Genomic DNA, 25,783 nt, shown 5'->3' with positions numbered 1-25,783 from the left:
GGGCCGTCCTCCCCTGTTCATGCTCGGGTCGAACCCCATGAACGGGCGGCTTTTTATCGTTCTTGAAAGGACGCCCGGAATATCCGGGCGCCCAGGTCTTGGATCGGCTTAGCGAACCGGGATGCCGTATTGCAGGCCGCCCTTGGTCCATTGGGCGTTCTGGCCGCGCTTGATCTTCAGGCGCGAGCCTTCGCCGACGTTCCTCTCGAAGGACTCGCCGTAGTTACCCACGTGCTTGATGATGCGCACGGCCCAGTCGTTCGTCAGGCCGGTGGCCTCACCGAACTTGCCTTCCGTGCCGAGAAGACGCTTGATCTCCGGGTTCTCGGAGGTCTTCATCTGCTCGACATTGGCCTTGGTCACGCCAAGCTCTTCGGCGTTCAGCATGGCATTGTGGGTCCAGCGGACGATATCGCCCCATTGGTTGTCGCCGTGGCGGACTGCCGGGCCAAGCGGCTCCTTGGAGATGATCTCGGGCAGGACGATATGATCGTCCGGAGCCGAGGCGCGCAGACGCTCGGCGTAGAGGCCGGAGGCGTCCGTGGTGAACGCGTCGCAGCGGCCGGCGTCATAGGCCTTGAACGTCTCGTCCGAGGTCGCGAAAGCCACCACTTCGTACTTCATGTTGTTGGCACGGAAGTAGTCGGCGAGGTTCAGCTCGGTCGTGGTGCCCTGCTGGGTGCAGATCGAAGCGCCGTTCAGCTCCTTGGCGGAGGAAACGCCAAGCTTCTTGCGGACCATGAAGCCCTGGCCGTCGAAGTAGTTGATGGCCGGGAAGTCGAGGCCGAGCTGCGTCTCGCGTGACATGGTCGCGGTCGAGTTACGAGCCAGCACATCCACTTCGCCGGACTGGAGCGCAGTGAAGCGGTCCTTGGCGGCGAGCGGAATGAAGCGAACCTTGGTCGGGTCGTCGAAGATGGCTGCAGCAATGGCGCGGCAGAAATCGACGTCGAGGCCCGTCCAGTTGCCCTGAGCGTCCGGCTGGCCGAAGCCCGCAAGACCCGTGTTCGAGCCGCAGGTCAGGAAGCCCTTCTGCTTCACACTGTTGAGTGTCGCCTGGGCCGATGCGCCCGTTGCGAACAGGCTGGCTGTCAGGCCGAAGGCAATCGATACGAGAGCCTTTTTCATGTTGGTATCTTCTCCCAATAGTTCGACACGGCTCGACCGTTTATGGTTATCACCCCCCAGCCGAGCCCCGGATAGACCGTTCCGCGCCGCCTCGGTTGAGGCGGCATCGAGATCCATCACATTCCATGATTAATCACTGGTCAAGTCTTGATGGAAGGCATTTCTTGCCTGACTTGACGGCAGGGCCGGGCCGGTTTCAGATCGGAATCTCCTCAGCAAACCCTTGAAGCAATGTCAAAACTCCCTCCAAAGCCCCAAAACATATCCGAACGAACCCGTCTCGTTCATGCTGGACGGGACCCGTTCGAGCAGCACGGTTTCGTGAACACGCCGATCTATCGCGGCTCCACCGTTCTATATCCGACGACCGACGATCTTCTTCATCGGCGCGGGCGCTATTCCTATGGAACGAAAGGAACTCCGACGACGAATTCCCTGGAAACCGCGTGGACGGAACTGACCGGCGCGGCGGGAACCGTTCTGGCTCCCTCGGGGCTCGCCGCCGTCACGGTCGCGCTCATGTCCTGCCTCAAGGCCGGTGATCACCTTCTGGTGACGGATTCGGTGTACCTGCCGACCCGACAGTTCTGTAACGGCGTGCTCAAGAATTTTGGTGTGGAAACCACCTATTATGACCCGCAGATCGGCGCAGGAATCGAAGCTTTGATCTGTCCGAATACGACGGCCGTGCTCACGGAGGCTCCCGGTTCGCAGTCTCTCGAGATGCAGGACATCCCCGCCATCGCCGAGGTGACACACCGGCATGGGGCTGTAGTCCTCATGGATAACACCTGGGCGACGCCCCTGCTCTTCCCACCGCATGAGCGCGGCGTCGACATTGCCATCGAGGCTGGCACCAAATACTTGAGCGGAGGATCGGACCTGCTTCTCGGCATGGTCTCGGCCAGTGAGCGCTGTTTCAAGCGCCTGCGGGAGACCTACGACGCCTTCGCCATGTGCCCAGGCCCCGAGGACGTCTTCCTGGGCTTGAGGGGTCTACGTACCATGGCGGTGCGTCTGAAGGAGCATGAAAGCCAGGCGCTTCGGCTCGCCCGTTGGTTCGAAACTCGACCGGAGGTGGCGCGTGTGCTTCACCCGGCCCTGGAGACTTATCCCGGTCACGAGATCTGGAAGCGCGACTTCAAGGGCTCGTCCGGCCTGTTCTCGATCATCCTTAAGCCGTGCTCCGACCGTGCGCTTGCCGCCATGCTCGACGGCCTTTCGCTCTTCGGCATGGGCTATTCATGGGGCGGGTTCGAGAGCCTCGTGATTCCCTTCAACTGCGCGACCTACCGAACGGCCACCAAGTGGGAGCCCGGCGGCCACGCTCTGCGCTTCCATATCGGATTTGAGGATCTGGACGATCTAAAGCGGGATCTCGACGCGGGATTCGCGCGGCTCCGGGAGACGGACGCCAAAGCAGCCTAAGGCTTCCGGGCTTCGGCGGTCATCCCGCCGAAGCTTCGACCTCTGAGCCGGAGACGACTTGGCCTCCGGCCTTTTTCTTCTCTTTCGCAATCAGCATCAGATTGCGGACATAGATGAAGATCGAGAAGGCTTGGCCCAGGATGATGACGATGTCGCTACGGGCGAAGCCATAGACTAGGGTCATCAGACCGCCGGAGATCGACAGCAGCCAGAATCCGACGGGAATCACGCTCTTTTCCGCCTTCTCGCTTGCGATCCACTGCACCAGGAAGCGCGCGCCGAAAACGAACTGTGCCAGCACGCCGAAGGCCGCCCACAGATCGAACCGGGCGACGACCAGATCATAGAAGTAAAGTCCCAGATCGTGGGAAAGACGCATCAACATCAGACGATTTCCTGAGCAGCGGGAACGCGGCGGCGGCGCCGGATCAACCACCAGACTCCGGCTAAATCAAGGATGCCGACCCATAGACGGTCGAACATGCCATAATTGGAACGGCCCGCATGGCGCGGCCTGTCGACTACGTCCACATGGGCGATTTGATAACCCTCACGCTTGACCAGGGCCGGCATGAAGCGGTGCAGGGCGTCGAAATAGGGCAGCCGCAGGTAGACCTCGCGCCGGAAGGCCTTGAGGCCGCAGCCGGTATCCCGCGTTCCGTCCTTCAAGATTCTTCCGCGCACACCGTTGGCGATGCGGGATTGCCATTTCTTGTAGGCGCCGTCCTTGCGCCCCACCCGCTGTCCGGCAACGAGTGCCGTCTGCGGATCTTTGAGGGCCGCAACAAGCTGGGGGATGAAGGCCGGATCGTTCTGCCCGTCCCCGTCCAGGGTGACGACGATGGGCCCGCGGGCGGCGTGGACGCCGGTGCGGACGGCCGCGCTCTGGCCGCAACTCGCCTCGTGCCGGACGAGGCGCAGCCATGGCCGGGTCGCGCGGGTGTTCAGGACCTGCTCCACGGTCGCATCCGTCGAGCCGTCGTCCACATAGACCACCTCGAAAGGCGAGAGCGGCGCACAGGCGCGCTCGATCTCCTCCACCAGGGGAAGGATGTTGAGCGCCTCGTTCTTGACAGGCACCACGACGCTGATGCGGGGGCCCGGGGAAAAATCAGTCATCCGTTACGGGCCGTTGCCGGCCGCCTCTTCAAATCGCGATCAAGGTTTACAGGCCCGTCGCATAGGCGGCGATATCGACCCGCCGCCCGCTGTTGATATTGAATCCCTGGATTCGGGTCGAGAGCACCGGCTGCTGGCGCAGGCGCGCATTCGCGGCCCGGAACTCGTCCTCATAGCGCTTTTCCACGAAAACGACACGACATCCGCCCTGGCGCAAGAAGGCCGACGCCTCGGCTCCCGTCTCGACCATCTCAAGGTTCGTCCCCGTCAGGAAGACGAGACTCGGTTCGCGATAGCCGAGGGTCGCAACCTGCGGATTCTCGCACGACACGTTGCGGGCAACCTCGGCTAAACGATCTGAGACCTTGAGGGAGCGCAGGTCGAGCTGGGCGAATCCGAAGACGCCGATGGCGAGGAAGGCTGCCGAGACGAAGCTCGCCCATAGCGTCGGGATCATCCGGTTCTTCACGAAAAGCCACCAAGCCCAAAGAGCGAGAAGCGACGAGATCACAAGGAATGGAAGCGCCCGGAAGGGCAGCATGCCGTCGAAGGACCAGTCGACCGCCGAGAGGCCGATGGTCAAGCCTACGGGAATGAACGGAATCAGAACCGTCGCCAGCTTGGCTGCGGGCCGGTGCGGCCCCACGAAATGGCGCGAGATGGCCATGATTGTGATGATCGCAACTGCCGGCAGAAGCGGCAGCGTGTAGTGCGGGAGCTTGGTCGGCACCATCTCGAAGACGATCCAGGACGGCACGATCCAGGCAAGCGCGAAGGCCACCGGCTCTTCGCGGCGGTGTATCCAGGCAAAAGGCACCGCGATGGCGGCCAGAATGGCTCCGGGCCAGAAGGTTGCGAAGAACGAGATCAGATAGAAACCGGGCGGTGCCCAATGGTATTTCTGCGCCGTGCCGACCTTGCCCAGCATATCCTGGCCGACCGAGGCCGCGAAGAAGGCGCCACCGCTCTTGATCGCGATGGCGATGAACCACGGCAGCACGACGGCGAGGGTAAAGACAAGGCCAAGCCAGGGCCTCAACGTGAGAAGCCAGCGCGCCGAACGCTCCTTGTAGGACAAAATCGCGGCGGTGAGCCCTGCGAACATGAGGACAAGGGGGCCCTTGATGAGGACACCCAGGGCAAAGCCGGTCCAGAAGATCAGGAGCGCCCGCCGGGGCAAGACTCCGGCTCCCCGGCTCAAATAAGCCCGGGCGAGACCTCCCATCACCGCGACGGAACAGGCGGTGAGCATGGCATCAGTCTTGGCGAGACGCGCCTCGACCATGAGAATCACGCAGGTCGCCATCAAGGCGGCTGTCAGGAAGGCCCCTCGCCTCCCAAAGAAGGCCAAAGCGGCCCAGTAGGTCAAAAGGACAGTCGCGATGGCGCCGAACAGGGACGGGATTCGATAAAGCGCGATGGTGGTCCGCGCCTTGGGTACACCCAGCGCTTCGCCGATGGCGACGCTGGCGCTCTGCATCCAGTAGATGCCGACCGGCTTCTTGTGCCGCGCTTCATCCTGGAAGCGGATATCTACGAAGTCGCCGGTCTCCAGCATCTGCTTGGACGCCTGGGCATAGCGGGGCTCGTCCCGGTCCATCGGCTGGAGCGACGTGAAGCCCGGCAGGAAGCAGACGAGCGACAACAGCACGAGAACGGCGCACAGCCGCACATGGCTCCGCTCGACGACGCTCGTCAGCTGGGCCACGGAGAAGTAGCGCAAAGACATCCGCTGCTGGGGGACAGAACCGTCCATCAATGACTCCGGAGGCGGGAATCCTTCGTGCCGAGGGATTTCCCACGGGCACAGGTCTATCAAACCGCGTGATGTCCTCTAAACCCGGCGGGAAGTCAAATTGACGGAAGGTAGCGGGCAGTCACCCAGGAACATGGACCCTCGAGCCGGCATTGCCTGAAAGGTCGGGCTCAATGCCGGAGGTCTTGCCATGAACAGATCCGTCCAATGGTGCGGCATAGCTTTTTTGATGGTTGCTGCTTCGCCGGCGATGGCTCTCGATCAGCCCGTGGTCTGGCGAGACGAGGATACGGGCTGCGCCTATCTGCTCACCCCTCAGGGCGGCATCGCGCCCCGACACCGGCGTGATGGGACACTGGATTGTCCGGATGTAGCCGCAAGCACGGGCGTCGTAGAGAACATGGGCAGAGACATAGCGCGTGGCCTCGATGCCCTACAGCGCGAGGTTGAACGCCTGCGCGAGCGGTACAACCGACCTTGAGGGATTGAATACACTGTTACATATCCAATCGCTTCGAAACGAGGAGATGGTTCTTGGCGACGAATACTCGCATCTACGGCGAGCACGACGAGAAGACGATCAGACAGCTGGACCGCTGCATGCAGGTCGGCAGCGCTGCCAAAGGCGTGCTCTGCGCGGATGGGCATCTCGGCTATGCCCACCCCATCGGCGGCGTGATCGCCTATGAGGAGCATGTCTCCATCAGCGGCGTAGGATTCGACATCGCCTGCGGAAACATGGCCGTACGTCTCGACACCCGCTACGAGGACATCGCTGGACAGACGGGGCGCATCCTCGCCGATATCGGCCGCACCATCAGTTTCGGGATCGGACAGAAAAACGCCGTTGCGGTCGATCATGAGTTGTTCGATTCCCCTCTCTGGGACGAGGCCGGGGTCAGGGATCTGAAACAGCTGGCCTCCGCCCAACTGGGGACTGTCGGATCGGGCAACCATTATGTGGATCTGTTCGAGGACGAGCAGGGATTCGTCTGGATCGGTGTCCATTTCGGCTCCCGCGGCCTTGGTCATAAGATCACGACCCAGCACCTTGCGCTGGTTGGAGCCAAGGACGGCATGGAGGTCGACCCGGCCCTCGTCCACCAGGACAGCGAGGTGGGGCGCAGCTACATTGCCAGCGTGAAGCTCGGCGGTCTTTATGCCTATGCCGGACGCGAGTGGGTGGTCGAGCGCGTGCGCCAGATCATCGGAGGGCGGGTGACGGATACGGTCCACAATCATCACAATTTTGTCTGGCGGGAGAAACACGGCGACAAGGAATACTGGGTCGTCCGCAAGGGTGCGACGCCGGCCTTCCCAGGGCAGCGTGGCTTCGTCGGCGGCTCCATGGGCGACAATGCGGTGATCCTGCATGGGATCGAGAGCCCAGAGAGTGCCGACAGCCTCTATTCAACAGTGCATGGCGCGGGCCGCCTCTTCGGTCGCATGGAGGCAAAGGGCAAGAAGAACAAGGCTGGCGAATGGATCCGCCCTCCCCGCTTCACGAAAGATCAAATGGATGCATGGCTGCGCGAGAAAGGAGTCCTTCTGCGCGGCGGCGACGTGGACGAGAGTCCCATGGTCTATCGGAGGCTGGAGACCGTGCTCGCCTATCACAGAGGCACGATCACAATTGAGCACACGCTCCGACCCTTTGCCGTCGCCATGGCAGGCCCTGGCGAGTTCGATCCCTATAAGGACTAACCTGTTAGCGAATCGTGCGGACCCGAAGGGCCGCCTCAGTGAAAGGTGGCCCCGGCTTTCCGCCCCAAAACGATGCGCTTTGAGGGCATGAGCATCGGATTGGATCCCAAAAGTGGGGACCACTTTTGGGTCCGATGCTCAGACCACAGGGCCGCCTGAGTTCTACCGAAACCAGCCGAAATAGAGCGCCCAAAGGCTCGGTGACCGGATGCCGCGGACCCGGCGGGCCGCCTCGTCCGCACGCATGGCTTCGCCGCCATGGCACGAGCAAAGGACGATATGAGCATCATGTTCGGAGATCTGGAAGAAATCGACCGCATCGCCGAATCGATCGCTAAGAAGCCCCGCCGTCCGAAGCACTGGATCGGAATAGGCCACCGTCAGGGCGGATCCATCCGCGCGCAGCGCACGGCGTTGGGCTCTTGGCTTCCACTCGATTTCGTCCAGGGTCCTGAGAATGCGGTCGGGCTCCCGCTCCAGGAGTTCGACCCAACGGTCCAGGCGTTCTCTTTTCGACAGGACCGGCGCTTGTACAGGGATCTTCAGATCGGCGACGCTACTGAGTTCGGACAGAGGCCTGTGTTCCATGCTCCCCTCCTTGGCAGAAGAGCGGTTTCGAGCACCCACCAGCTACAAGCTCAACCTTGAAACCTAGGGAAAAGTTCGAGGAATGGGCTGCCGGAGCCGCTGATATTTTGTGCACTCCCGACCTTCGTCAGGGGGCGCCGATGAGATGCATGATCGCCGGTGCGCCAAGCGACACGCCGGAGAAGAACAGCAGTCCAAGCACGATCCAACGCATGGCGGCGGGCGAAAGCGGCGGTGGCCATCGCCGTGCGGCATGGGTTGCACCCATGACGACGGGGATGGCGAACAACCCCGTCAGGGTCGACGGCGACGGGAGATTGCCGGAGAAGACGACAAGACCGTTCCGAAACACGGCATTGAGTGCAAAGACGGTCACCAGTGTTTCTCGTACCGTCACCTGCGCCATCGGCTGCCGATAGAAGTGATAGACAAGCGGTGGCCCCGCGGTCGAGAACAGGCCGCCCATCAGGCCCGCTATACTGCCGAAGAACATGAACGAACCATCGCTGGATCGTTTGGGAAGCGGCTCAGGTCGACGGGCGAGTTGCAGACTTGAGACGATGATTACCAGGCCGAGGATGAGTCGCAGAATGTCGGCGCGCGTCCCGGCGAGCCATTCCAGAAGCCAGTACCCGACAAAGAGCATGGGAATGCTGGTCAGCATCACAAAGCGGAACTCCCGCCATGCCACGTCCCGCCATCCCTTGTGAAGCATCTGAACGGCATTCACGAAGGTAAGCACGCTCACGAGCATCGCCGCATCTGGCAACGACAGGAGGCCGGTGAGACCGACACCGCCCATGGTGATGAGGCCGAAGGCAAAACCGGTCAGGGTCTGGATGTAGGCGGCAATTCCGGTGAGAACGAGGAACCCGATCAGTTCGACAAACGACATGCCCTTGAGAAATCCTTCAGGCCGTCGGCTGTCCTTGCAAGTCCGAGTGCTGGACGCCGCTGCCGGGGAGCAGCAGCAGGGCCCCAAAAAGGAATGCTATGCGTCCGCTCACATTGTGGTGAGCGGACGCATAGCATGCATTGAATGGATTTGTCAGGCGATTACCGGGTGATCGTGGTCGAGACGCGTCGTCCCCATCAGTTCGGCGAGGCGGTTGCGCGCGCGATTGACGCGGCTCTTGATCGTTCCGACCTTCACGCCCAGCGCCTCGGCCGCATCCTCGTAGGACATGCCCTCGGCGCCGATGAGGATGATCGCCTCGCGCTGCTCCTGAGGCAGCTTCTCGAGCGCGGTCGAAAGATCCTGAAGCGCGAGCTTGTCCTCCTGGTCCGGGATCGCGATCATGCTCGCGGCATGCGTCCCGTCCCCATCCTCGACCTCGCGGCTGGTCTTACGGTGAGTGGAGTAGAAGCCGTTGCGCAAAATCGTGAAGAGCCAGGCCTGCAGGTTCGTCCCGGCCTCGAACGTATCCTGCTTGGTGAGGGCCTTGAGCACCGTATCCTGTACCAGATCCTCTGCCTGATCGACCTTGCCGGTCAGGGACAGGGCGAAAGCGCGCAAATTCGGCAGCGCATCCATGACGCCGTTGATGAACTCCTGGTCGACCGGCTCCGTATGCGCACGGATAACCTGGGCCACGCGATCGGCCAGACGCGCGAGGTCGCGCGGCAGCTTATCCTCCGCCGGATCGCCATAGAGGGCGCGCAATTGCTTCCCGAGATGCAGCCGCACGGCAGCGCTCAACGCAGCTGCCGAGGAAGGCGTATCGGGCCGGGTGAACTCAGACTGGGTTTTGGAATTCTGTGGCATGCCGAATTATTTGGGGCATGCCGCTGCCATTTAAATATCCGAGCGACATTTCGACCACGAGAATTTTTCATGGCCAGGCCTCTGGATTTCATCTCCCGTATGCCTCAGCGGCCGGGCTGAGCTATATGCTCCTCTGAACATGAGGCCAAACCAAGGCCATCAACATTTCAAGGAGCATGCGGCGTGCCCCATTATCTCGGTATCGATGTCGGTACCTCGGCGGTAAAAGCGATCCTCGTGGACGAGCGGCAAGCCGCGGTGGCGGAAGCGGATGTTCCGCTCCAGGTCTCCCGCCCGCACGACCTCTGGTCGGAGCAGGATCCTGAAATCTGGTGGGAGGCGGTGGAATCCGCTCTCGATCAGCTGCGTACCCAGTCCCCATCGGCGCTGGCCGACATCCGCGGTATCGGCCTCTCGGGTCAGATGCACGGGGCCGTGCTGCTCGATGAGGACAACCGGCCTCTTCGCGCCGCCATTCTCTGGAATGACGGCCGCTCGTTCCGGGAGGCGCAGGAGCTCGGCGACAAACATCCGGAGCTTTCGCATGCCATGGGTGTCATACCGATGCCCGGCTTCACCGCACCGAAGCTCGTGTGGCTCGCGCGGCATGAGCCCGATATCTTTCGCGCCGTGCGCAAGGTGATACTGCCGAAGGACTATATCCGCCTCAAGCTCACCCGCGAGATCGTGTCGGAGATGTCGGACGCTGCCGGCACCTGGTGGCTGGACGAAGCCAAGCGCGATTGGTCGGATGCGGCACTGGCTGCGACAGGTCTGACGCGCGATCAGATGCCGAGCCTCGTGGAGGGCTCACAGCCCTCTGGCATCCTGCGGACCGACCTCGCCCAACGATGGGGCCTGCAGAACGATGTCGTCGTGGCAGGCGGTGCAGGAGATGCAGCAGCAGGCGCCGTCGGTCTCGGCGCTATCGAGGACGGAGCGGCTTTCATCTCACTTGGCACCTCCGGGCAGCTTTTCGTCACGACGCAGGATTTCAGCCCGGCGCCCGAGGCCGTCGTGCATTCCTTCTGCCATGCAGTGCCGGGCCGCTGGTTTCAGATGGCCGCGATGCTGAACGCTGCAAGTTGCCTAGCCTGGGGAGCCCATGTCCTGAAACGAGACATCGGCGAGCTCCTGCACGAGACCGAAGCCGCTTATCGAAAGCCGTCTTCCGTTCTCTTCCTGCCCTATCTCGCGGGCGAGCGGACGCCGCACAACGATCCTTACGCGCGCGGCGTTTTTTTCGGACTCTCGCCGCAGACGCAGCAGACGGATCTGGTCCAGGCGATCCTTGAGGGCGTAGCCTTCAGTTTCGCCGATGCGAAGCAATGCCTTGAACAGGCAGGCACGCCTCTCACCTATGCGGGCATGATCGGAGGTGGCTCGCGGAGCGTGTTCTGGGCAAGAATCTTCGCCAGCGTGCTGAACGTTCCTATGCTGCGATACCAAGGTAGCGACAAGGGACCGGCTTTCGGCGCGGCGCGGCTGGCGCGGCTCGCCGCGACCGGCGAGGCACCGGAAACTGTCTGCACCGCGCCGAGCATTCTCGAGACCATCGAACCCCAGCCGCAGCTCGTGGAGCTGTATGGCCCGCGGATCGAGGCCTTCCGCAGATTGTATCGCGCGTTGAAGTCGGAATTCGCGCAGCCCTGATGGAAAGCGGCTGCGCACCCGCCTTTCTCGCAAGGCAATATTGTATCTCTTAAAATGAAGCGCATCGCCATAAAGGTTGGCGACGTGGGCAAAAAGTCATGCACTCCTGTCCAAGGCTAGAAAGGAGGGATTGAAACCCGATTGAATTGAAACATTTAGGGCAATCACGATCCCTGCTGATCCGATCCAACTTTTGGCATGATAGAGTCTTCAGAATTCAAGGCTGAAAACTGTCGCTGCAAGAACACGCCTTTAGGGAAACGCCCATGACAGGATCCGCGCCGATCCTCGAAATGAAAGATATTTCCAAGACGTTTCCAGGCGTGAAAGCGCTCACGAACGTCTCGCTGACCGTCTATCCCGGCGAGATCCACGCCTTGATGGGCGAGAACGGGGCCGGCAAGTCGACGCTGATGAAGATCCTGTCGGGCGCCTACCAAGCCGATCTCGGCGGCGAGATCCGCATCAACGGTCAGCATGTCACCATCGACGGGCCTCTGACAGCTCGTCATCACGGCATCTCGATCATCTATCAGGAGCTTTCGCTCGCCCCCAACCTGACGGTGGCCGAGAACATGCTGCTCGGACGCGAGCACAAGTCGGGCCCGATGGTCGACCGGCGTTCCATGGAGAAAGCCTGCCAGACGGTTCTCCAACGGCTCGGGGTCCATTTCACGGCGACGACGAAGGTCAGCGAATTGTCGATGGCCGAGCGTCAGCTCGTGGAGATTGCCCGCGCGCTCATCGCAAACTCCCGCATCCTGGTGATGGACGAACCTACCACCTCCCTCTCCTCCCGTGAGACGGAGGCGATGTTCGCGCTCGTCCGGCAACTCCGGGCGGAAGGGCTTGCCATCATCTATATCAGCCATCGCATGGCCGAGATCTACGAGCTTGCCGAGCGGGTCTCGGTGCTCCGGGACGGCTCCTATGTCGGAACGCTCGTCGGCGACGAAATCTCGGCCGAGCGCCTGGTGCAGATGATGGTCGGCCGCGACCTGTCCTCGTTCTACAAGAAGGAGCATGACGCCCATCAGAGCCGCGGACCGGTGATGTTCGCGGTGCGCAACATGGACGACGGCATACGCGTGCATGATTGCTCGTTCGAGTTGCATGAGGGCGAAGTGCTTGGCATCGCAGGCCTCGTCGGCGCCGGACGCACAGAGCTCGCGCGCCTTATCTACGGTGCCGATCCGCGCGCCAGCGGCGAGGTCTTTCTCCAGGGTAAACGCCTTTCGATTGACAAACCTGAGGACGCTATCGCGTCTGGGGTCGTCTATCTGACTGAGGACCGCAAGAATCTCGGCCTCTTCCTCGATCTCACAGTACGCGAGAACGTAAACATAAGCGTTCTGGACCGGGACGCTCGCTTGGGCGGCGTCCTCAACCTGAAGGCCGCCAAGCAGCGGGCGGCGGCGGCGATCCGGGCGCTCGGTATCCGCGTCGCGGCCGACGTGGTGCCAGTGGGCAGTCTGTCGGGCGGCAACCAGCAGAAAGTTCTTCTCTCGCGCCTGCTCGAAACCAAGCCGAAGGTGCTTATTCTCGACGAGCCGACGCGCGGCGTCGATATCGGCGCCAAGTCAGAGATCTACCGGCTGATCGACAGCCTCGCCCGCAACGGCGTCGGCGTGATCGTGATCTCCAGCGAGCTCCCGGAAGTCGTCGGCATCTGCGACCGCGTGCTCGTGATGCGCGAGGGTCGGCTCGAGGGCGAGGTGGGCGGAGACGGTCATCCGCCCATGACACAGGAAAACATCATCACCATCGCGACAGGCGTAAGGGAAGCGGCCGAATGACATCCCCGAATGAGACCAGCGCAGGCTTGCAAGCGACCGGAGCCAAGGGCGCCGATGCGGCGTCTCAAAGCCTTCAGCGCCGTCTTGCCTGGCGCTCCACCCTGCAGGCCATCGGCATGCTGCCGGTGCTCGTCATCCTCGGCATCGTGTTCGAACTCATGTCGGGCCGATTCCTGAGTTTCCAGAATCTGTCGATCGTGATGCAGCAGGCCTCGATCAACACCGTGCTCGCGGCAGGCATGACCTTCGTCATTCTCACCGGCGGCATCGACCTGTCGGTGGGCTCGATCCTGGCCGCCGCCGCCATGGTGGCGATCCTCGGGTCGCTCATCCCGGAATGGGGCATGCTGGGGATTCCCGCTGCCCTGCTGACGGGCCTGGGCCTCGGCCTCGTGAACGGCGCGCTGATCGCCTTCGCGAAACTGCCGCCCTTCATCGTGACCCTCGGCTCATTGACGGCCGTGCGCGGTCTCGCCCGCCTGCTCGGAAACGACACGACCCAGTTCAACCCGCAGCTGCCCTTCGCCTTCATCGGCAACGGCACTCTGTTCGGCCTGCCCTGGCTGGTCTGGATCGCCTTTGCGGTGGTGCTGATCTCGTGGTTCATCCTCAGACGAACGGTGCTGGGCGTTCATATCTATGCGGTCGGCGGCAACCCGGACGCGGCGCGGCTCACCGGCATCAAAGTCTGGGCTGTGCTGCTCTTCGTCTATGCCTTCTCGGGATTAGCAGCAGGTCTCGGCGGCGTCATGTCGGCGGCACGTCTGTTCGCCGCGAACGGATTACAGCTCGGACAATCCTATGAGCTCGATGCCATCGCGGCTGTCATTCTCGGCGGCACAAGCTTCGTGGGCGGCATCGGGTCGATCTGGGGCACCCTGATCGGCGCACTCATCATCGCCATCCTGTCGAATGGCCTCATTCTCGTGGGCGTGTCCGACATCTGGCAGTTCATCATCAAGGGGCTCGTGATCATCGGGGCCGTGGCGCTCGACCGCTACCGTCTCAAGGGGTCGGCACGCACCTGATCAAGGAATACCAGCGCCCACTTCGGGCGCTCGTATATGCGATCTCCCGAAGGTCAGCGCGTAATCCGGGAGACGCGGGGCAACAGGACACCTGCAAAAGACACTCGGAGGAACCAATGGCACTTTCCCGTCTCACGCTAAGCCTTGCCGCCGCTGCCGTTCTCGCAGCCCCGGCCTACGCCAAGGACGTCAAGAATGTCGGCATCTCGGTCGGCCTGCTCGGCAACCCGTTCTTCGTCGCCACCATCAAGGGCATCGAGGCCAAGGCGAAGGAGATCTCTCCCACCGCCAAGATCACCTCCGTGTCCGCAGATTACGACCTGAACAAGCAGTTCACGCAGATGGACAACTTCTCTGCGGCCGGCACCGACATCGTCATGATCAACGCCGTCGACCCGAAGGCCATCGAACCCTCCGTGAAGCGTGCCCAGGCCGCAGGCATGGTCGTAGCGGCGTTCGACGTGGCCGCGGCCGGCGCCGATGTCACCGTGATGACCGACAACGTCAAGGCAGGCGAACTCGCCTGCCAGTACATCGCCGATCACCTTAAAGGCAAAGGCGACGTGCTCATCATCAACGGCCCGCAGGTCTCGTCCATTGTCGACCGCGTCAACGGCTGCAAGGGCGTGTTCTCCAAATACCCGGACATCAAGGTCCTCTCCGACAATCAGGACGCCAAGGGCTCCCGTGAAGGCGGCTTCGCCGTCGGCCAGAGTCTGCTGACCCGCTTCCCGAAGATCGATGCGGTGTTCGCGATCAACGATCCGACCGCCATCGGCATCAACCTGGCGGCGAAGCAGCTCAACCGCAACGAGTTCATCATCACAGCGGTCGACGGAGCGCCGGACATCGAGACCGAGCTGAAATCGGGCAATTCCCTGATCAAGGCTTCGGCCTCGCAGGATCCGTACATCATGGCCGGTCAGTCCTATGAGCTCGCCGTCGGCATCGTGAACGGCAAGAAACCCGAGAAGAACGTGATCCTGCTCGATCCGAAGCTGATCACCGCCGACAACATCAAGGATTACAAGGGCTGGACAGCCGCCCGCTGATCCTCATTTCACCTGCGGCGGCCATGGCGCGAGCGATGGCCGCCGTTTTCCATGAAGGAGGCGCCTCGATGTTGAAGCAGCTGCGCGAGCAGGTTCTGGAAGCCAATCTGGAAGTGGTGCGCCGCGGGCTCGTGCTTTACACCTTCGGCAATGTCAGCGGCATCAGCCGCGAGGATAACCTCGTCGTCATCAAGCCGAGCGGCGTACCTTATGAGCGCATGAAGGCCGATGACCTCGTCATCACGGATTTCGACGGCAAGGTCGTCTGGGGCGAGCTGCGCCCCTCCTCCGACCTCGATACCCACATCCACCTCTACAAGTCCTTCCCGCAGATCGGCGGCGTGGTGCACACGCATTCCGAACACGCCGTCGCCTGGGCGCAGGCCTGCCGTTCGATTCCGCCCCTGGGCACGACCCATGCCGATTATTTCTATGGTCCGGTCCCGATCACACGGCAGCTGACCGCCGAGGAGATCGAGAAAGATTATGTCCGTGCGACCGGCGTCGCCATCACGGAAGCCTTCGGCAACCGCGATCCCATGGAAGTCCCAGCTGCTTTGGTCGCCGGTCACGGCCCCTTCGCCTGGGGCAAGGATCCGGGTGACGCGGTTCACAATGCGGTCGTACTGGAGGCTGTGGCCCGCATGGCGATGTACACGTTCTCGCTGCAGCCGAATGCGCAGGGCGTCTCGCAGGCGCTTCTCGACCGGCACTATTTCCGCAAGCACGGTGCGACGGCGACCTATGGCCAGGACAAGAAATAGCCGCGCATCCACTTTGGGGAGATACAGATGGCCGTTGTAGCAGGTGTCGATTTTGGCACCCTGAGCGTACGGGTTACCCTCGTCGACGACCGCAGGGGCCCGCTCGGCCTTGCCACGGCGGAGTACCCGCTGCACCGCAAGCGTGAAAACCCGGATTACGCCACCCAGGCCCATAGCGACCATATGGATGCTCTCGCCCGCGCCATGCGCGGCGCCCTGGCATCGGCCGGCGTGAACGGCGAGGACGTGGCGGCGCTCGCCATAGACACCACAGGTTCGAGCGTGGTGATGGTGGGGGAAGGGCTCGAACCGCTCGACGAATATTATCTCTGGTGCGACCACCGCGCGAAATCCGAAGCGGAGGAGATCACCCGGCTTGCGCACGAAGAGAGGCTCGAGGCCATCCTATGGTGCGGCGGCGTCTATTCGCATGAATGGGGCTTCTCCAAGCTACTGCACTGGCTCCGCCACAATCCTGAAAAGCGTCGTCGGCTGGTGACGGCGCTGGAGCATTGCGACATGGTCGCTGCGACGCTCACGGGCGTCACCGACCCACGCCGTCTCAAGCGCAGCATCTGCGCCATGGGCCATAAATGGATGTGGAACCCGCGTTGGGGCGGCCTGCCCCCGCAGGAATTCCTGTCCAAGGTCGACCCACTTTTCGACGGCATCCGCGACAAGCTCGCGGGCGAATACGTGACTTCGGATGTCGTCGCAGGCCACCTTACCCCCTATTGGGCGGAACAGCTCGGCCTGGAGGCCGGCATCCCGATTCCGGTCGGCGCCTTCGATGCCCATTGGGATGCCATCGGTGCGGGCTGCCGCGTCGGCGACGTGGTCAACGTGGTCGGCACCTCCACCTGCATCATCGCCATGGCCGAGGACACAAGCCTGATCCAGGGCGTGTGCGGAGTCGTGCCCGGCAGCGTCGATCCCAAGCTCGTGGGCATCGAGGCCGGGCTCTCGGCAACAGGCGACATCTTCGAGGCGATTGCGCGGCGCGCCAATACGAACGTGAAAGAGCTTTCGAAGGGTCTTGACCAATACCGCGCCGGCCAGACCGGCCTGCTGCGCCTGACCTGGGACAACGGTGACCGCACGGTCCTCGTGAAAGCGGATCTCGGTGGCATCACGCTCGGCTGGAACCTGCTGCACACCGCCCAGGACGAGCTGTTCGCCGCCATCGAGGGCACCGCCTTTCACACCCGCATCATTCTCGAACGCATGGCCGAGGGCGGCGTGCCGGTGGAGCGGGTGATCAATGCGGGCGGCATCCCGCAGCACAATACGGTGCTAAACCAGGTCTACGCCAATGTGCTCGGCCGTCCCGTGCTGGTGCCGAACGGCATCCCAACGGGGCTGGGCTCCAGCATCTTCGCGAGCCTCGCCGCCGGTTCGCATCCGGACCTCGACAGCGCTCAAGAAGCAATCTGCCTGCCCTTCCGCACCTTCGAGCCGGATCCGGCAGCGCATGCGATCTATGAGCAACTCTTCGCCCATTACAGGACGCTCTATTTCGGCTTCGGCGGCGTCTCTGGACCCGTCTCGCTGGATCATATATTGCGCGACCTCAAGCGGATCGCGGCTCTTCCCTCAGGGCCCGTTCCGCCCGACGCCATGCCTGACACTTGATCGGGCGGGAGTGTAATTGAGGTTTTGTCAGGAGGCTTTTGATGATCCTGGTTTGTGGTGAAGCCCTGATCGACCTCTTTATGGGAGCGCCGGCCTCGGCAGGCTTTCCGGCGGAGGCCGTTGCTGGCGGCTCGCCCTTTAACGTCGCCATCGGAATCGGCCGTCTTGGACGCCCTTCCGCCTTCCTGTCCACCCTGTCGGACGACGTGTTCGGTACATTCCTAGTCGAGAAGCTCGCCGAATCCGGCGTGAGCCCCGCCTATATCCAGCGCTGCCCGAACTATACCACGCTCAGCGTGGTCGCGACGAACGCCTCGGGACAGCCGCAATACTCCTTCTATGCTCCCAACGCTGCGGACCGTGCCCTTACGCCCGAGGCCCTGCCCGCTCAGTTACCGGCGGACGTGAATGCCATCGCCGCCGGATCCTATGCCCTCGGTGTCGAGCCTATCGCGAGCGCCATCGAAACTTTGCTCCGCCGAGAGGCCGGATCGCGCGTGATCTCGCTCGATCCCAATGTGCGGCCGCGCGTCGTCGGCGATCTGAAGGCCTATCGCGAGCGCTTCGAAAGCCTGCTTGCCTGTGCGGACATCGTGAAGGCGAGCGACGAGGACGTCGAGCTTCTCCACTCCGCCCACGATCTCGCATCGGCAGCCCGCGCCTGGCTCCAGCGCGGCCCGAAGCTCGTCATCATTACCCGTGGCGAGAAGGGTCCGCTGGCCGCCTTTGGCGACCGGATCGTGGAGCGCCCTGCGCCGAGGATCGAGGTGGTGGACACGGTCGGAGCCGGCGACACGTTCCATGCCGGTCTTCTCTCCTGGCTCGATGCCAACAAGCTGCTGACGCCTGAAGGCATCGCGGGATTGGCCGAAGCGCAGGTCACGGCAGCTCTCGATTTCGCAGCTGCCGCAGCCGCCATCGTCTGCACACGCCGCGGCGCCAATCCGTCCTCCTGGGCCGAGGTCGAACAATTCATGGCGGCACGCGCCTGATCACAATGGAATCTGTCATGACCCTATCCCAACCTGTGCTCCCTCCGCTCGGCCCGAATTGGCGCTCGAACCGCTTTCACCGAAAATGGCTGTTCGAACAGGCCAACAACCTGTTCGGCTTCTTTCAGTACGGCATCATCAACCCGGCAGGAGGCTTCTTCGATCTCGACAATACCGGTCAACCCATCGAGATCACCAATCCTGTGCGGCAGATTCACAACACCACGCGCTTCGTGCATTGCTTTGCCATCGGTACCCTGCTCGGCCGACCCGGATGCGAGACAGTCGTAGATCACGGCATGACCTATCTCTGGAATGCCCATCGCGATGCGCAGAACGGCGGCTATGTCTGGTCGCTCGATAACAACGGCCCGAAGGACGACACCAAGCAGGCCTATGGGCATGCCTTCGTGCTGCTCGCGGCTTCGAGCGCGAAGGTGGTCGGCCACCCGCTCGCCGACCGCCTGATCGAGGACATCACGCAGGTTCTGGAAGAGCGCTTCTGGGAAGAGCAGCATGGGGCCGTAACGGAGGAGTTCTCCCGCGATTGGCAGCCCTTGAGCCAATATCGTGGCCAGAACTCCAACATGCACCTGACGGAATCCCTGATGGCCGCCTTCGAGGCGACTGGCGACCGCGCTTATCTCGACAAGGCGGAGCGGATCGCGAGCCTCATCATCGGCCGCCATGCCGTCTCTCTCGGCTACCGCGTGGCCGAACACTTTCATGACGATTGGAACCTCGACAAGGAGTATCGCGGCTACGACGTGTTCCGGCCCTACGGCACAACGCCGGGCCATTGGCTCGAATGGGCCCGTCTCACCCTGCAACTCTGGGTGCTCGGCGGCAAGCGGCATGCCTGGATGCCCGAGGCCGCCCGTGAACTCTTCCGGCAATCCATCGAGCTCGGATGGGACAAGGACAAGGGCGGGTTCTTTTACGCTCTCGACTGGGACGACAAGCCGAGGCTACCCCATAAACTCTGGTGGCCCTGCGCGGAGGCCATCGGCGCTGCGGCTTTCTTGAGCGATCACAGCCCGAGCGACTATCACGAGCAATGGTATCGCACCCTCTGGGGCTTCGCCGACAACCATCTCATCGATCATCAGCATGGCGGATGGCGGCCGGAACTCACGGAAGACCTGAAGCCCGGCACCAGCCTTTTCACCGGCAAGCCCGATCTCTACCATGCCCTGCAGGCCTGCCTGATCCCGCTTTTTCCGGCAACCGGCAGCCTGACCAAGGTCATCCCGGAGAGCAGCGCTCAGGCCTGAGAAAGGTGCTGCTCCAGAGCGTCCCTTTGAGGCATGCCCGCCTGGGCTCCTGCCGTGAGGCAGGATAGGGAGGCGGCGGCACAGGCCCGTTCCATGGCCCGTCCGATCTCCAGCCCTTCCGCAAGACCGTTGGCAAGGCCTCCGACGAAGGTGTCGCCCGCTCCGGTGGTATCGACCGGCGCGATCGGGCGCGCGGTTGCATGGATCCGTCCACCGTCCGGCGCGATGGCATAGGCGCCGCGTGCTCCTGCCGTCACAATGCAGGTCGGACCGAAGGAGCGGGAGATGATTGACCCGGCCTTGAGATAATCGTCGCCCGAGGACTCGCCCACGATATCGGCGATGGAGAGTGCCTCATGCTCGTTGACGACGAGCACATCGGTCACGGCCAGGAGTTCGGCCATGGCGGAACGCTCCTTGACCGGCGGAACCGGCGCGAAATTCCACACGACCTTGACGCCGGCCCGGCGTGCTCGCGCGGCGACCTCCAGGCTGTCTGCGATCGGCACCTCCATCTGGAGCACCAGAACGGAAGCCTTGGACAGGAGGTGATCCGGCAGATCGGCCGAGTGCAGCGCCATGTTTGCCCCGCTGGCAACCGTGATGGCGTTCTCGCCGGTCTCATCGACGGTGATGAAGGCGCAGCCGGTGGGCTCATCCGTGATCCGGATTGCGCCGACATCAACGCCGCTCTCTTCAAGGTTCTTGAGGCAGGCCGTCCCGAACGGATCGTTTCCGACAGCGCCGGCCATAGCCACTCGCATGGGGCCGCCGCGGCTGACCCGGGCGGCTGCGACGGCCTGATTGGCCCCCTTGCCGCCGAAGAAGCTGTCGGCCCGACGCGAGAGCACGGTTTCTCCCGGGCGGGCGATCCGCTGGACCCTTGCGACGAGGTCCATGTTGATGGAACCGAAGATGACGATCATGCCGCACTGCCCTTTTTTGAGGCGGTTTCCTTACCATCCGGAAAGTAAGTTTGACGAGGGATTGCGAGGGCGATCTGCTCTCGGAGAGGTACCTATTGAGCCATCCACAGCTATTTCTCCCCTCCACTCCACAGAGGGATTATGCCCTGGAACCATGCAGGCTGCCTCAACATTTGACTCGCAGGTAAGCGTAGCGACGGTAAACTGTCATGAGAATCAAAGATAGTTTGCCAGTGGCAGACAGAAGAACAGGCGTTGATGGGCAGGCAGGTTGATCCTCACCTTCCGGATCGCGGAAATCCACCGCCCGCAGCCATTCGTTCTCGCACTCACCCCTCTCCTGCAAGTTCCCCCAGACGCCTCTGCGCGGCGCCTGGATAGGTCTCTGTGCGCAGTTTCAAAACCCGGAGTTGGTCATTGAGCAAGCATCATGAGAAGCAGAGACGCAAGACCCGCCGCTCCCATGAAACAGCGCAGGTCTTCGACCTCACCGGATCAAAATTCCAGGCCGAGCGCAGCCTCCCTCCCATCAAGCCACTCAATGCAACGCAGGACGATTATCTCGACGCTTTGAAGACCAATGCCCAAGTCGTGGTCTTAGGCCCAGCCGGCACCGGAAAAACCTGGATCGCGGCAACTTATGCGGCGGATCTGTTCCGCCAGCGGCGCATCCGCAAGATCATCCTCACCCGTCCCAATGTGCCGAGCGGCCGCTCCCTCGGCTTCTTCCCCGGCAGTCTCGAGGAAAAATTCGGCCCCTGGGCCGCACCCGTCATCGAAGCCATCAAGGACCGCATCGGCACGGCAGCTTACGAAATCGCGGTCAAGAACGGTGACATCGAGATGGTGCCGTTCGAGGTGATGCGCGGACGCTCATGGCGCGACGCCTTCATTCTCCTGGACGAAGCGCAGAATGCCACCCCGGCCGAAATGAAAACCTTCCTCACCCGCATCGGGGAGGATTGCACGGTCGTGATCAACGGCGATGTGAGCCAGTGCGACCTGCGCGAGACCTCCGGCCTCAGAACGGTCATTCACCTGATCAAGTCGCAGATGCTCCCGGTTCCGATCATCGAGTTCACGTTGAACGAGATCGTGCGCTCCGGCGTCTGCGAGATGTGGGTTCGGGCCTTCGAAGAGGTTCATTGCTAAGAGGCATCGGCCCCAAAGTGTGGACCACCTTGGGGCCGATAGTCAGCTCTTCAAACAGCGCATCGTTGGACGCGGCAAAACCGAGCCCACTCATCTGCACAATGTGCAGCAGCGGACCCGGTTTAATTCATCAAGAAAAAGGCTGGAAGCCTTAGGCGAGCTCGATGGCGCCGACTTCGGGACCCTTGCGGCCATCGACGATGGCGACACGGACCGCTTGGCCCTGCTCGAGCTGGCCGAGGCCTGCGCGCTCCACGACGGAGATGTGCAGGAACAGGTCCTTGCTCTCACCTTCGACGGAGACGAAGCCGTAGCCCTTCACGGCGTCGAACCACTTGACGGTGGCCGGAACCTCCGGCGGACCGCTGACCGGACGGGGGCTCGGGCCGCCGCTCGGGCGACCGAAACCACCACCCTGGCCGGGACCGCCCGGACGGGCCGGACGCGGCGGACGAGCGCCGCGCGGTGGCTCGGGTTCGGCCGTGCTGGTGTCGACGCTGACGATCTCCTGGACCTGCGGGCCCTTCTGGCCCGCGCCGACCTTGATGACCAAGGTCGTGCCGGATTCGAGCGCGGAATAGCCTGCGGCCTCGACCTGACGCACGTGCAGAAAGGCCTCGCCCGATCCGTCGGTCATTTCGACGAAGCCGAAGCCCTTGTCAGGATTGAACCATTTCACCCGTGCCTCGGTCTCGGGGCCCGAGGCTGGAGCGCCATAGGATGTCTGCTGCCGCATGGGCCGTTCATAAGATGTTGGTGGAGCGAAATCGCCCCAGTGATCTTCGGGTTGACCGCCAAATTGACGTCGGCGATCACGGTGATCATTTCCCCGGCCCATCAGGACTGCCTTCTAAAGTCTCAAGTTTCGTAAACGCTATATAGGCGTAACGCCCTCAACCATTGAGGGCAAGACGATAACTACTCATACCTAGACATTTCATGCAAGGTCCCAAAAGGGCGTGTCATGCGGATTGTGGGGCTCCAACGCGAGAATTCAGCCCTCCGATGACGGCTTTTAGGACATGATGACCATCGGCCTCCGCATGGCCACGCTCGCTTCTGACATAAACACGCTCCTGGATGAAGGCCAGTTTGGCAATGCGGGGGGCATGAAGAGCTCAGATCCGGGTCTTCCAGGCTGTGGCGCGGACGCCCCCGCTCTGCATCGTTAGCTCCGGCGTTATTGATTGCAAACCGGCCCTAGTCGTACCCAATCGGCCTCGAGGGATCCGTTGGGAGAATTCTCCTTAGAGTCTGGCTCATAAAGAGAATGCCACACCGCTAAGCCCTCCCCCTCTTGTGGGGAGGGAAATTACACCTGTGCCTCACAGCGATGATGAGCCATTTCTAGGATCTCCCAGATAGTCGGAGCTGCCCTACGGATCCTCGGCATGTGCCGCCAGCGCCGGCTTTTTCTCCGTCACGGCGTGTCACTGCTCATAATTTAATCTTCCCGCGGCACGCCTCTCATTTCATCATGCCCACACAACGGACTGGTGGTCCGGGCTCCACATGAGGAGGATAACTCATGGTCCATATTGCCAAACAGGCGACGCAGGACGGTACCTTCACCGTCTATCTCGGCGACAGGCCTGTCGCGTGGGGGCTGACGAGCCATGCCGCAGATGCCCTGATCCAAAGGTTGCTCCAGCGCTGAATCCGATCCCATCCGATCTTCGGTGCATCCCGGCACGACGGCTGCTATAGCCGGGACCGGTGCCAGCCTCCGAAGGGAAGATCGATGGAACTTGGTATCTATACCTTTGGTGAGCTGACGACAGCTCCTACCACCGGACACTTGCTCTCACCGGCGCAGCGCCTGCGCGATCTCATCGAGGAGGTCGAGCTGGCGGATCAGGTCGGTTTGGACGTGTTCGGCCTCGGCGAGCATCACCGCTCCGATTACGTGGTTTCCGCACCCGCCGTCGTCCTGGCCGCCGCCGCCGAGCGCACCAAGAGGATTCGTCTGACGAGCGCCGTAACGGTGCTGAGCTCCGACGATCCGGTCCGGGTGTTTCAGAACTTCGCGACCCTCGACCTCTTGTCGAACGGGCGGGCCGAGATCATGGCGGGCCGCGGCTCGTTCATCGAGTCGTTCCCTCTCTTTGGCTACGATCTCAACGACTACGACGCCCTGTTCGCCGAAAAGCTCGACCTGCTTCTGAAGATCCGGAGCGAGGAGCGAGTGACATGGTCGGGCCAGCACCGGCCCTCCCTCGACGATCAGCCGATCTATCCCCGCCCTGCCCGGGAACCACTGCCTGTCTGGATTGCCGTCGGCGGAACGCCACAATCGGTCGTGCGGGCGGGCGCGCTCGGACTGCCCCTTGCGCTGGCCATCATCGGAGGACAGCCGGAGCGCTTCGCCCCGCTCGTGTCACTTTATCGTGAGGCAGGAGCCCGGGCTGGGCACGTTCCGGCGCGCCTGAAGGTCGGCATCAACACCCATGCCTATATCGCAGACAACTCGCAGCAGGCCGGCGACGAATTCTTTCCCTCCTATGCCCAGGTGATGACCAAGATTGGCCGTGAGCGCGGATGGCCTCCCACGACCCGCCCGCAATTCGAAGCGATGCGGGAGCCGCGCGGTGCATTGGCGGTGGGAGGCCCACAGGAGGTGATCGACAAGATCCTGTTCCAGCACGAACTCTTCCGCCACGACCGCTACCTGGCCCAATTCAGCGTCGGCACCATGCCGCATGCCCAGATCATGCGCTCCATTGAACTTCTTGGGACAAGGGTTGCACCAGTCGTGCGCGCAGAAATTGCACGCCGGAGCGCTGTATAATCGGGAGGCTCCCAAGGTCTTTACTTTGGCTGGTCGACGGCATTACGATACCGCCTTAAGTCATAATAACCTAAGATAGTGAGGCTGCACCGAACTATCGATTATAGTTGTTGCAACTGATTCGTTTAATGACGCCGCGAGGCGCCTTTCAGGTGCAATCCGGCTTGGAGGGGCTATGTTCGAGGGTCGCAGAAAGCGGGTCTTGATCGTCGAAGACGAGGCAATGATCTCGATGTTGATCGAGGACATGGTACTCGATTTCGGCTGCGAGATCGTGGGGCCCGCCGCGCGGCTTGATCACGCCCTGACCCTTGCCCTGCAGGCAGATATCGATATCGGCATTCTCGACATCAATGTCGATGGGACGGTTGTGTTCCCGGTCGCCGACGTCCTGCGTTTCCGCGGGATCCCCTTCATCTTCTCGACCGGGTACGATTTCCGCTCGCTCCCCGAGCGATTTCGTGAGTCTCCGACATTGTCGAAGCCATTCTCGTACGACAATTTCGCCGATACCCTGCGCACCGCTCTGGCCGGAGCCTCGGACTCTCCCGAAGTCGTGTAGACATCGTTCCACTCCGTGAAACCTGCAGGACCAATCACGTCCGATTGGCCAATGCAAAAAACTTGAGCTGGATCCGTGAAAGTTTCCGCGCGGACCCAATTTCAACGCTCCGGGTTTATCGCTAATAGACCCCTCATCGAACATCCGCGTGCTTCGGAGCTCCCGCTTAAGATGAAAATGAAACCTGCAGAAGGACCGTTTCGTATCGGGAGATCCGAAACCGGCCTTGGCCTCTTTGCAACCGATGTGATCGAGAAAGGAACGTTCATCATCGAGTATGTCGGACCGAAGATCACGAACGAGGAAGTCCAGCGCCGACGCAACACGCGCTACCTGTTCGAGATCAGCAGCCGCTGGACCATCGACGGCTCGCCGCGCTGGAACATCGCGCGCTACATCAATCACGGCTGCCGTCCGAATGCCGAGGCCACGGTGTCGAGAGGCAAGATCCGCATCAAGGCGATCAAGCGCATCAAGCCGGGCGACGAGATCACCTATAATTACGGCAAGAACTACTTCGAGACCTTCATCAAGCCGACCGGTTGCAAGTGCCGGTCATGCGAGCGCAAGCGGACGAAGCTGGTGGGCGCTTGAGGATGATACTCGCGCCGTCATGGCCCGGCCTGTCCCGGCCATCCCGATTGGAAGAGTGCCGCGCTCTACAGAAACGGGATCA

General features: G+C 62.2%; 25 protein-coding genes. 16 read left to right on the top strand and 9 right to left on the bottom strand.

Translation table 11 applies throughout. The annotated features are described in order from the left end of the window. Window positions 1-108: 108 nt before the first annotated feature. Window positions 109-1,128: an amino acid ABC transporter substrate-binding protein gene (locus tag JO965_RS12470; protein ID WP_203443912.1), complete on the bottom strand. Its 1,020-nt coding sequence runs from the start codon at window positions 1,126-1,128 to the stop codon at window positions 109-111. Window positions 1,129-1,359: 231 nt separating this feature from the next. Between JO965_RS12470 and metC the strand changes: the two genes are divergently transcribed. Beyond that, the gene (gene metC, locus JO965_RS12465; RefSeq protein ID WP_203443911.1) at window positions 1,360-2,556 is read left to right on the top strand and encodes a cystathionine beta-lyase; all 1,197 of its coding nucleotides are present in this window, start codon (window positions 1,360-1,362) and stop codon (window positions 2,554-2,556) included. Between the two features lie 19 nt (window positions 2,557-2,575). On the opposite strand, the gene JO965_RS12460 is transcribed toward metC, so the two are convergent. Genes JO965_RS12460 through JO965_RS12450 form a run of 3 tightly spaced genes read right to left on the bottom strand, consistent with a single transcriptional unit; the run spans window position 2,576 to window position 5,431 of the window. Continuing rightward, window positions 2,576-2,941: a lipid-A-disaccharide synthase N-terminal domain-containing protein gene (locus JO965_RS12460; protein WP_203443910.1), complete on the bottom strand. Its 366-nt coding sequence runs from the start codon at window positions 2,939-2,941 to the stop codon at window positions 2,576-2,578. Next, window positions 2,941-3,675, bottom strand: a complete 735-nt coding sequence (locus JO965_RS12455) for a glycosyltransferase family 2 protein (RefSeq protein ID WP_203443909.1) — start codon at window positions 3,673-3,675, stop codon at window positions 2,941-2,943. Before JO965_RS12455 ends, JO965_RS12460 begins: the two co-directional genes overlap by 1 nt. Window positions 3,676-3,721: 46 nt before the next feature. Next, window positions 3,722-5,431, bottom strand: a complete 1,710-nt coding sequence (locus JO965_RS12450; RefSeq protein WP_203443908.1) for a glycosyltransferase family 39 protein — start codon at window positions 5,429-5,431, stop codon at window positions 3,722-3,724. Window positions 5,432-5,621: 190 nt separating this feature from the next. Between JO965_RS12450 and JO965_RS12445 the strand changes: the two genes are divergently transcribed. Both JO965_RS12445 and JO965_RS12440 read left to right on the top strand, forming a co-directional pair. After that, complete coding sequence (locus tag JO965_RS12445) at window positions 5,622-5,912, top strand: hypothetical protein (protein ID WP_203443907.1); 291 nt, start codon at window positions 5,622-5,624, stop codon at window positions 5,910-5,912. A gap of 53 nt (window positions 5,913-5,965) precedes the next feature. Then, window positions 5,966-7,135 (top strand): RtcB family protein, encoded by a 1,170-nt coding sequence (locus tag JO965_RS12440; RefSeq protein ID WP_246776839.1) that lies wholly within the window; start codon window positions 5,966-5,968, stop codon window positions 7,133-7,135. 162 nt (window positions 7,136-7,297) lie between these two features. On the opposite strand, the gene JO965_RS12435 is transcribed toward JO965_RS12440, so the two are convergent. From JO965_RS12435 to JO965_RS12425, 3 genes are all read right to left on the bottom strand, one after another. After that, window positions 7,298-7,723 (bottom strand): hypothetical protein, encoded by a 426-nt coding sequence (locus tag JO965_RS12435; RefSeq protein ID WP_203443906.1) that lies wholly within the window; start codon window positions 7,721-7,723, stop codon window positions 7,298-7,300. Window positions 7,724-7,850: 127 nt separating this feature from the next. After that, a complete protein-coding gene (locus JO965_RS12430; RefSeq protein WP_203443905.1) occupies window positions 7,851-8,618 on the bottom strand; it encodes a sulfite exporter TauE/SafE family protein in 768 nt (255 codons plus the stop codon). Window positions 8,619-8,771: 153 nt separating this feature from the next. Continuing rightward, window positions 8,772-9,488, bottom strand: coding sequence for a sigma-70 family RNA polymerase sigma factor (locus JO965_RS12425; RefSeq protein WP_203443904.1), 717 nt, complete (start codon window positions 9,486-9,488; stop codon window positions 8,772-8,774). Between the two features lie 183 nt (window positions 9,489-9,671). On the opposite strand from JO965_RS12425, the gene xylB reads away from it, so the two are divergent. The 8 genes from xylB (at window position 9,672) to JO965_RS12385 (ending at window position 19,679) form a co-directional block, all read left to right on the top strand. Continuing rightward, window positions 9,672-11,141 (top strand): xylulokinase, encoded by a 1,470-nt coding sequence (gene xylB / locus JO965_RS12420; protein ID WP_203443903.1) that lies wholly within the window; start codon window positions 9,672-9,674, stop codon window positions 11,139-11,141. 266 nt (window positions 11,142-11,407) lie between these two features. Continuing rightward, the gene (locus JO965_RS12415) at window positions 11,408-12,937 is read left to right on the top strand and encodes a sugar ABC transporter ATP-binding protein (RefSeq protein ID WP_203443902.1); all 1,530 of its coding nucleotides are present in this window, start codon (window positions 11,408-11,410) and stop codon (window positions 12,935-12,937) included. Continuing rightward, window positions 12,934-13,965: a ribose ABC transporter permease gene (locus JO965_RS12410; RefSeq protein WP_203443901.1), complete on the top strand. Its 1,032-nt coding sequence runs from the start codon at window positions 12,934-12,936 to the stop codon at window positions 13,963-13,965. Before JO965_RS12415 ends, JO965_RS12410 begins: the two co-directional genes overlap by 4 nt. 116 nt (window positions 13,966-14,081) lie before the next feature. After that, window positions 14,082-15,017 (top strand): ABC transporter substrate-binding protein, encoded by a 936-nt coding sequence (locus JO965_RS12405; RefSeq protein WP_203443900.1) that lies wholly within the window; start codon window positions 14,082-14,084, stop codon window positions 15,015-15,017. A 68-nt stretch (window positions 15,018-15,085) separates the two neighbouring features. Next, window positions 15,086-15,781 (top strand): L-ribulose-5-phosphate 4-epimerase, encoded by a 696-nt coding sequence (locus tag JO965_RS12400; RefSeq protein ID WP_305846596.1) that lies wholly within the window; start codon window positions 15,086-15,088, stop codon window positions 15,779-15,781. A gap of 27 nt (window positions 15,782-15,808) precedes the next feature. Next, window positions 15,809-17,413 carry a ribulokinase gene (locus JO965_RS12395; protein WP_203443899.1) on the top strand — a complete coding sequence of 535 codons (1,605 nt, stop codon included), beginning with the start codon at window positions 15,809-15,811 and terminating at the stop codon, window positions 17,411-17,413. Window positions 17,414-17,454: 41 nt separating this feature from the next. Next, window positions 17,455-18,405, top strand: coding sequence for a carbohydrate kinase (locus JO965_RS12390; protein WP_203443898.1), 951 nt, complete (start codon window positions 17,455-17,457; stop codon window positions 18,403-18,405). A gap of 17 nt (window positions 18,406-18,422) precedes the next feature. Further along, window positions 18,423-19,679, top strand: coding sequence for an AGE family epimerase/isomerase (locus JO965_RS12385; RefSeq protein ID WP_203443897.1), 1,257 nt, complete (start codon window positions 18,423-18,425; stop codon window positions 19,677-19,679). Here JO965_RS12385 and JO965_RS12380 read toward each other — a convergent pair. Beyond that, window positions 19,670-20,605, bottom strand: coding sequence for a ribokinase (locus JO965_RS12380; RefSeq protein ID WP_203443896.1), 936 nt, complete (start codon window positions 20,603-20,605; stop codon window positions 19,670-19,672). The genes JO965_RS12385 and JO965_RS12380 overlap by 10 nt on opposite strands. 417 nt (window positions 20,606-21,022) lie before the next feature. On the opposite strand from JO965_RS12380, the gene JO965_RS12375 reads away from it, so the two are divergent. Beyond that, window positions 21,023-21,757: a PhoH family protein gene (locus tag JO965_RS12375; protein ID WP_371826859.1), complete on the top strand. Its 735-nt coding sequence runs from the start codon at window positions 21,023-21,025 to the stop codon at window positions 21,755-21,757. A 151-nt stretch (window positions 21,758-21,908) separates the two neighbouring features. Here JO965_RS12375 and JO965_RS12370 read toward each other — a convergent pair whose 3' ends face one another. Further along, the gene (locus tag JO965_RS12370; RefSeq protein ID WP_246776838.1) at window positions 21,909-22,493 is read right to left on the bottom strand and encodes a cold-shock protein; all 585 of its coding nucleotides are present in this window, start codon (window positions 22,491-22,493) and stop codon (window positions 21,909-21,911) included. Window positions 22,494-23,285: 792 nt separating this feature from the next. Between JO965_RS12370 and JO965_RS48910 the strand changes: the two genes are divergently transcribed. The 4 genes from JO965_RS48910 (at window position 23,286) to JO965_RS12355 (ending at window position 25,701) form a co-directional block, all read left to right on the top strand. After that, window positions 23,286-23,414 (top strand): hypothetical protein, encoded by a 129-nt coding sequence (locus tag JO965_RS48910; protein ID WP_256451915.1) that lies wholly within the window; start codon window positions 23,286-23,288, stop codon window positions 23,412-23,414. A gap of 84 nt (window positions 23,415-23,498) precedes the next feature. Beyond that, window positions 23,499-24,545: an LLM class flavin-dependent oxidoreductase gene (locus tag JO965_RS12365; protein WP_203443894.1), complete on the top strand. Its 1,047-nt coding sequence runs from the start codon at window positions 23,499-23,501 to the stop codon at window positions 24,543-24,545. Window positions 24,546-24,720: 175 nt separating this feature from the next. After that, window positions 24,721-25,107 carry a response regulator gene (locus JO965_RS12360; protein WP_203443893.1) on the top strand — a complete coding sequence of 129 codons (387 nt, stop codon included), beginning with the start codon at window positions 24,721-24,723 and terminating at the stop codon, window positions 25,105-25,107. A gap of 177 nt (window positions 25,108-25,284) precedes the next feature. Beyond that, window positions 25,285-25,701 (top strand): SET domain-containing protein, encoded by a 417-nt coding sequence (locus JO965_RS12355; protein ID WP_246776837.1) that lies wholly within the window; start codon window positions 25,285-25,287, stop codon window positions 25,699-25,701. The last annotated feature ends 82 nt before the right edge of the window (window positions 25,702-25,783 follow it).

It is taken from the genome of Microvirga sp. VF16, from assembly GCF_016864375.1.
Taxonomy (GTDB): Bacteria; Pseudomonadota; Alphaproteobacteria; order Rhizobiales; family Beijerinckiaceae; genus Microvirga.
The sequence above is the reverse complement of the archived record's forward strand: the minus strand, read 5'-3'. Positions and strand labels throughout refer to the sequence as shown.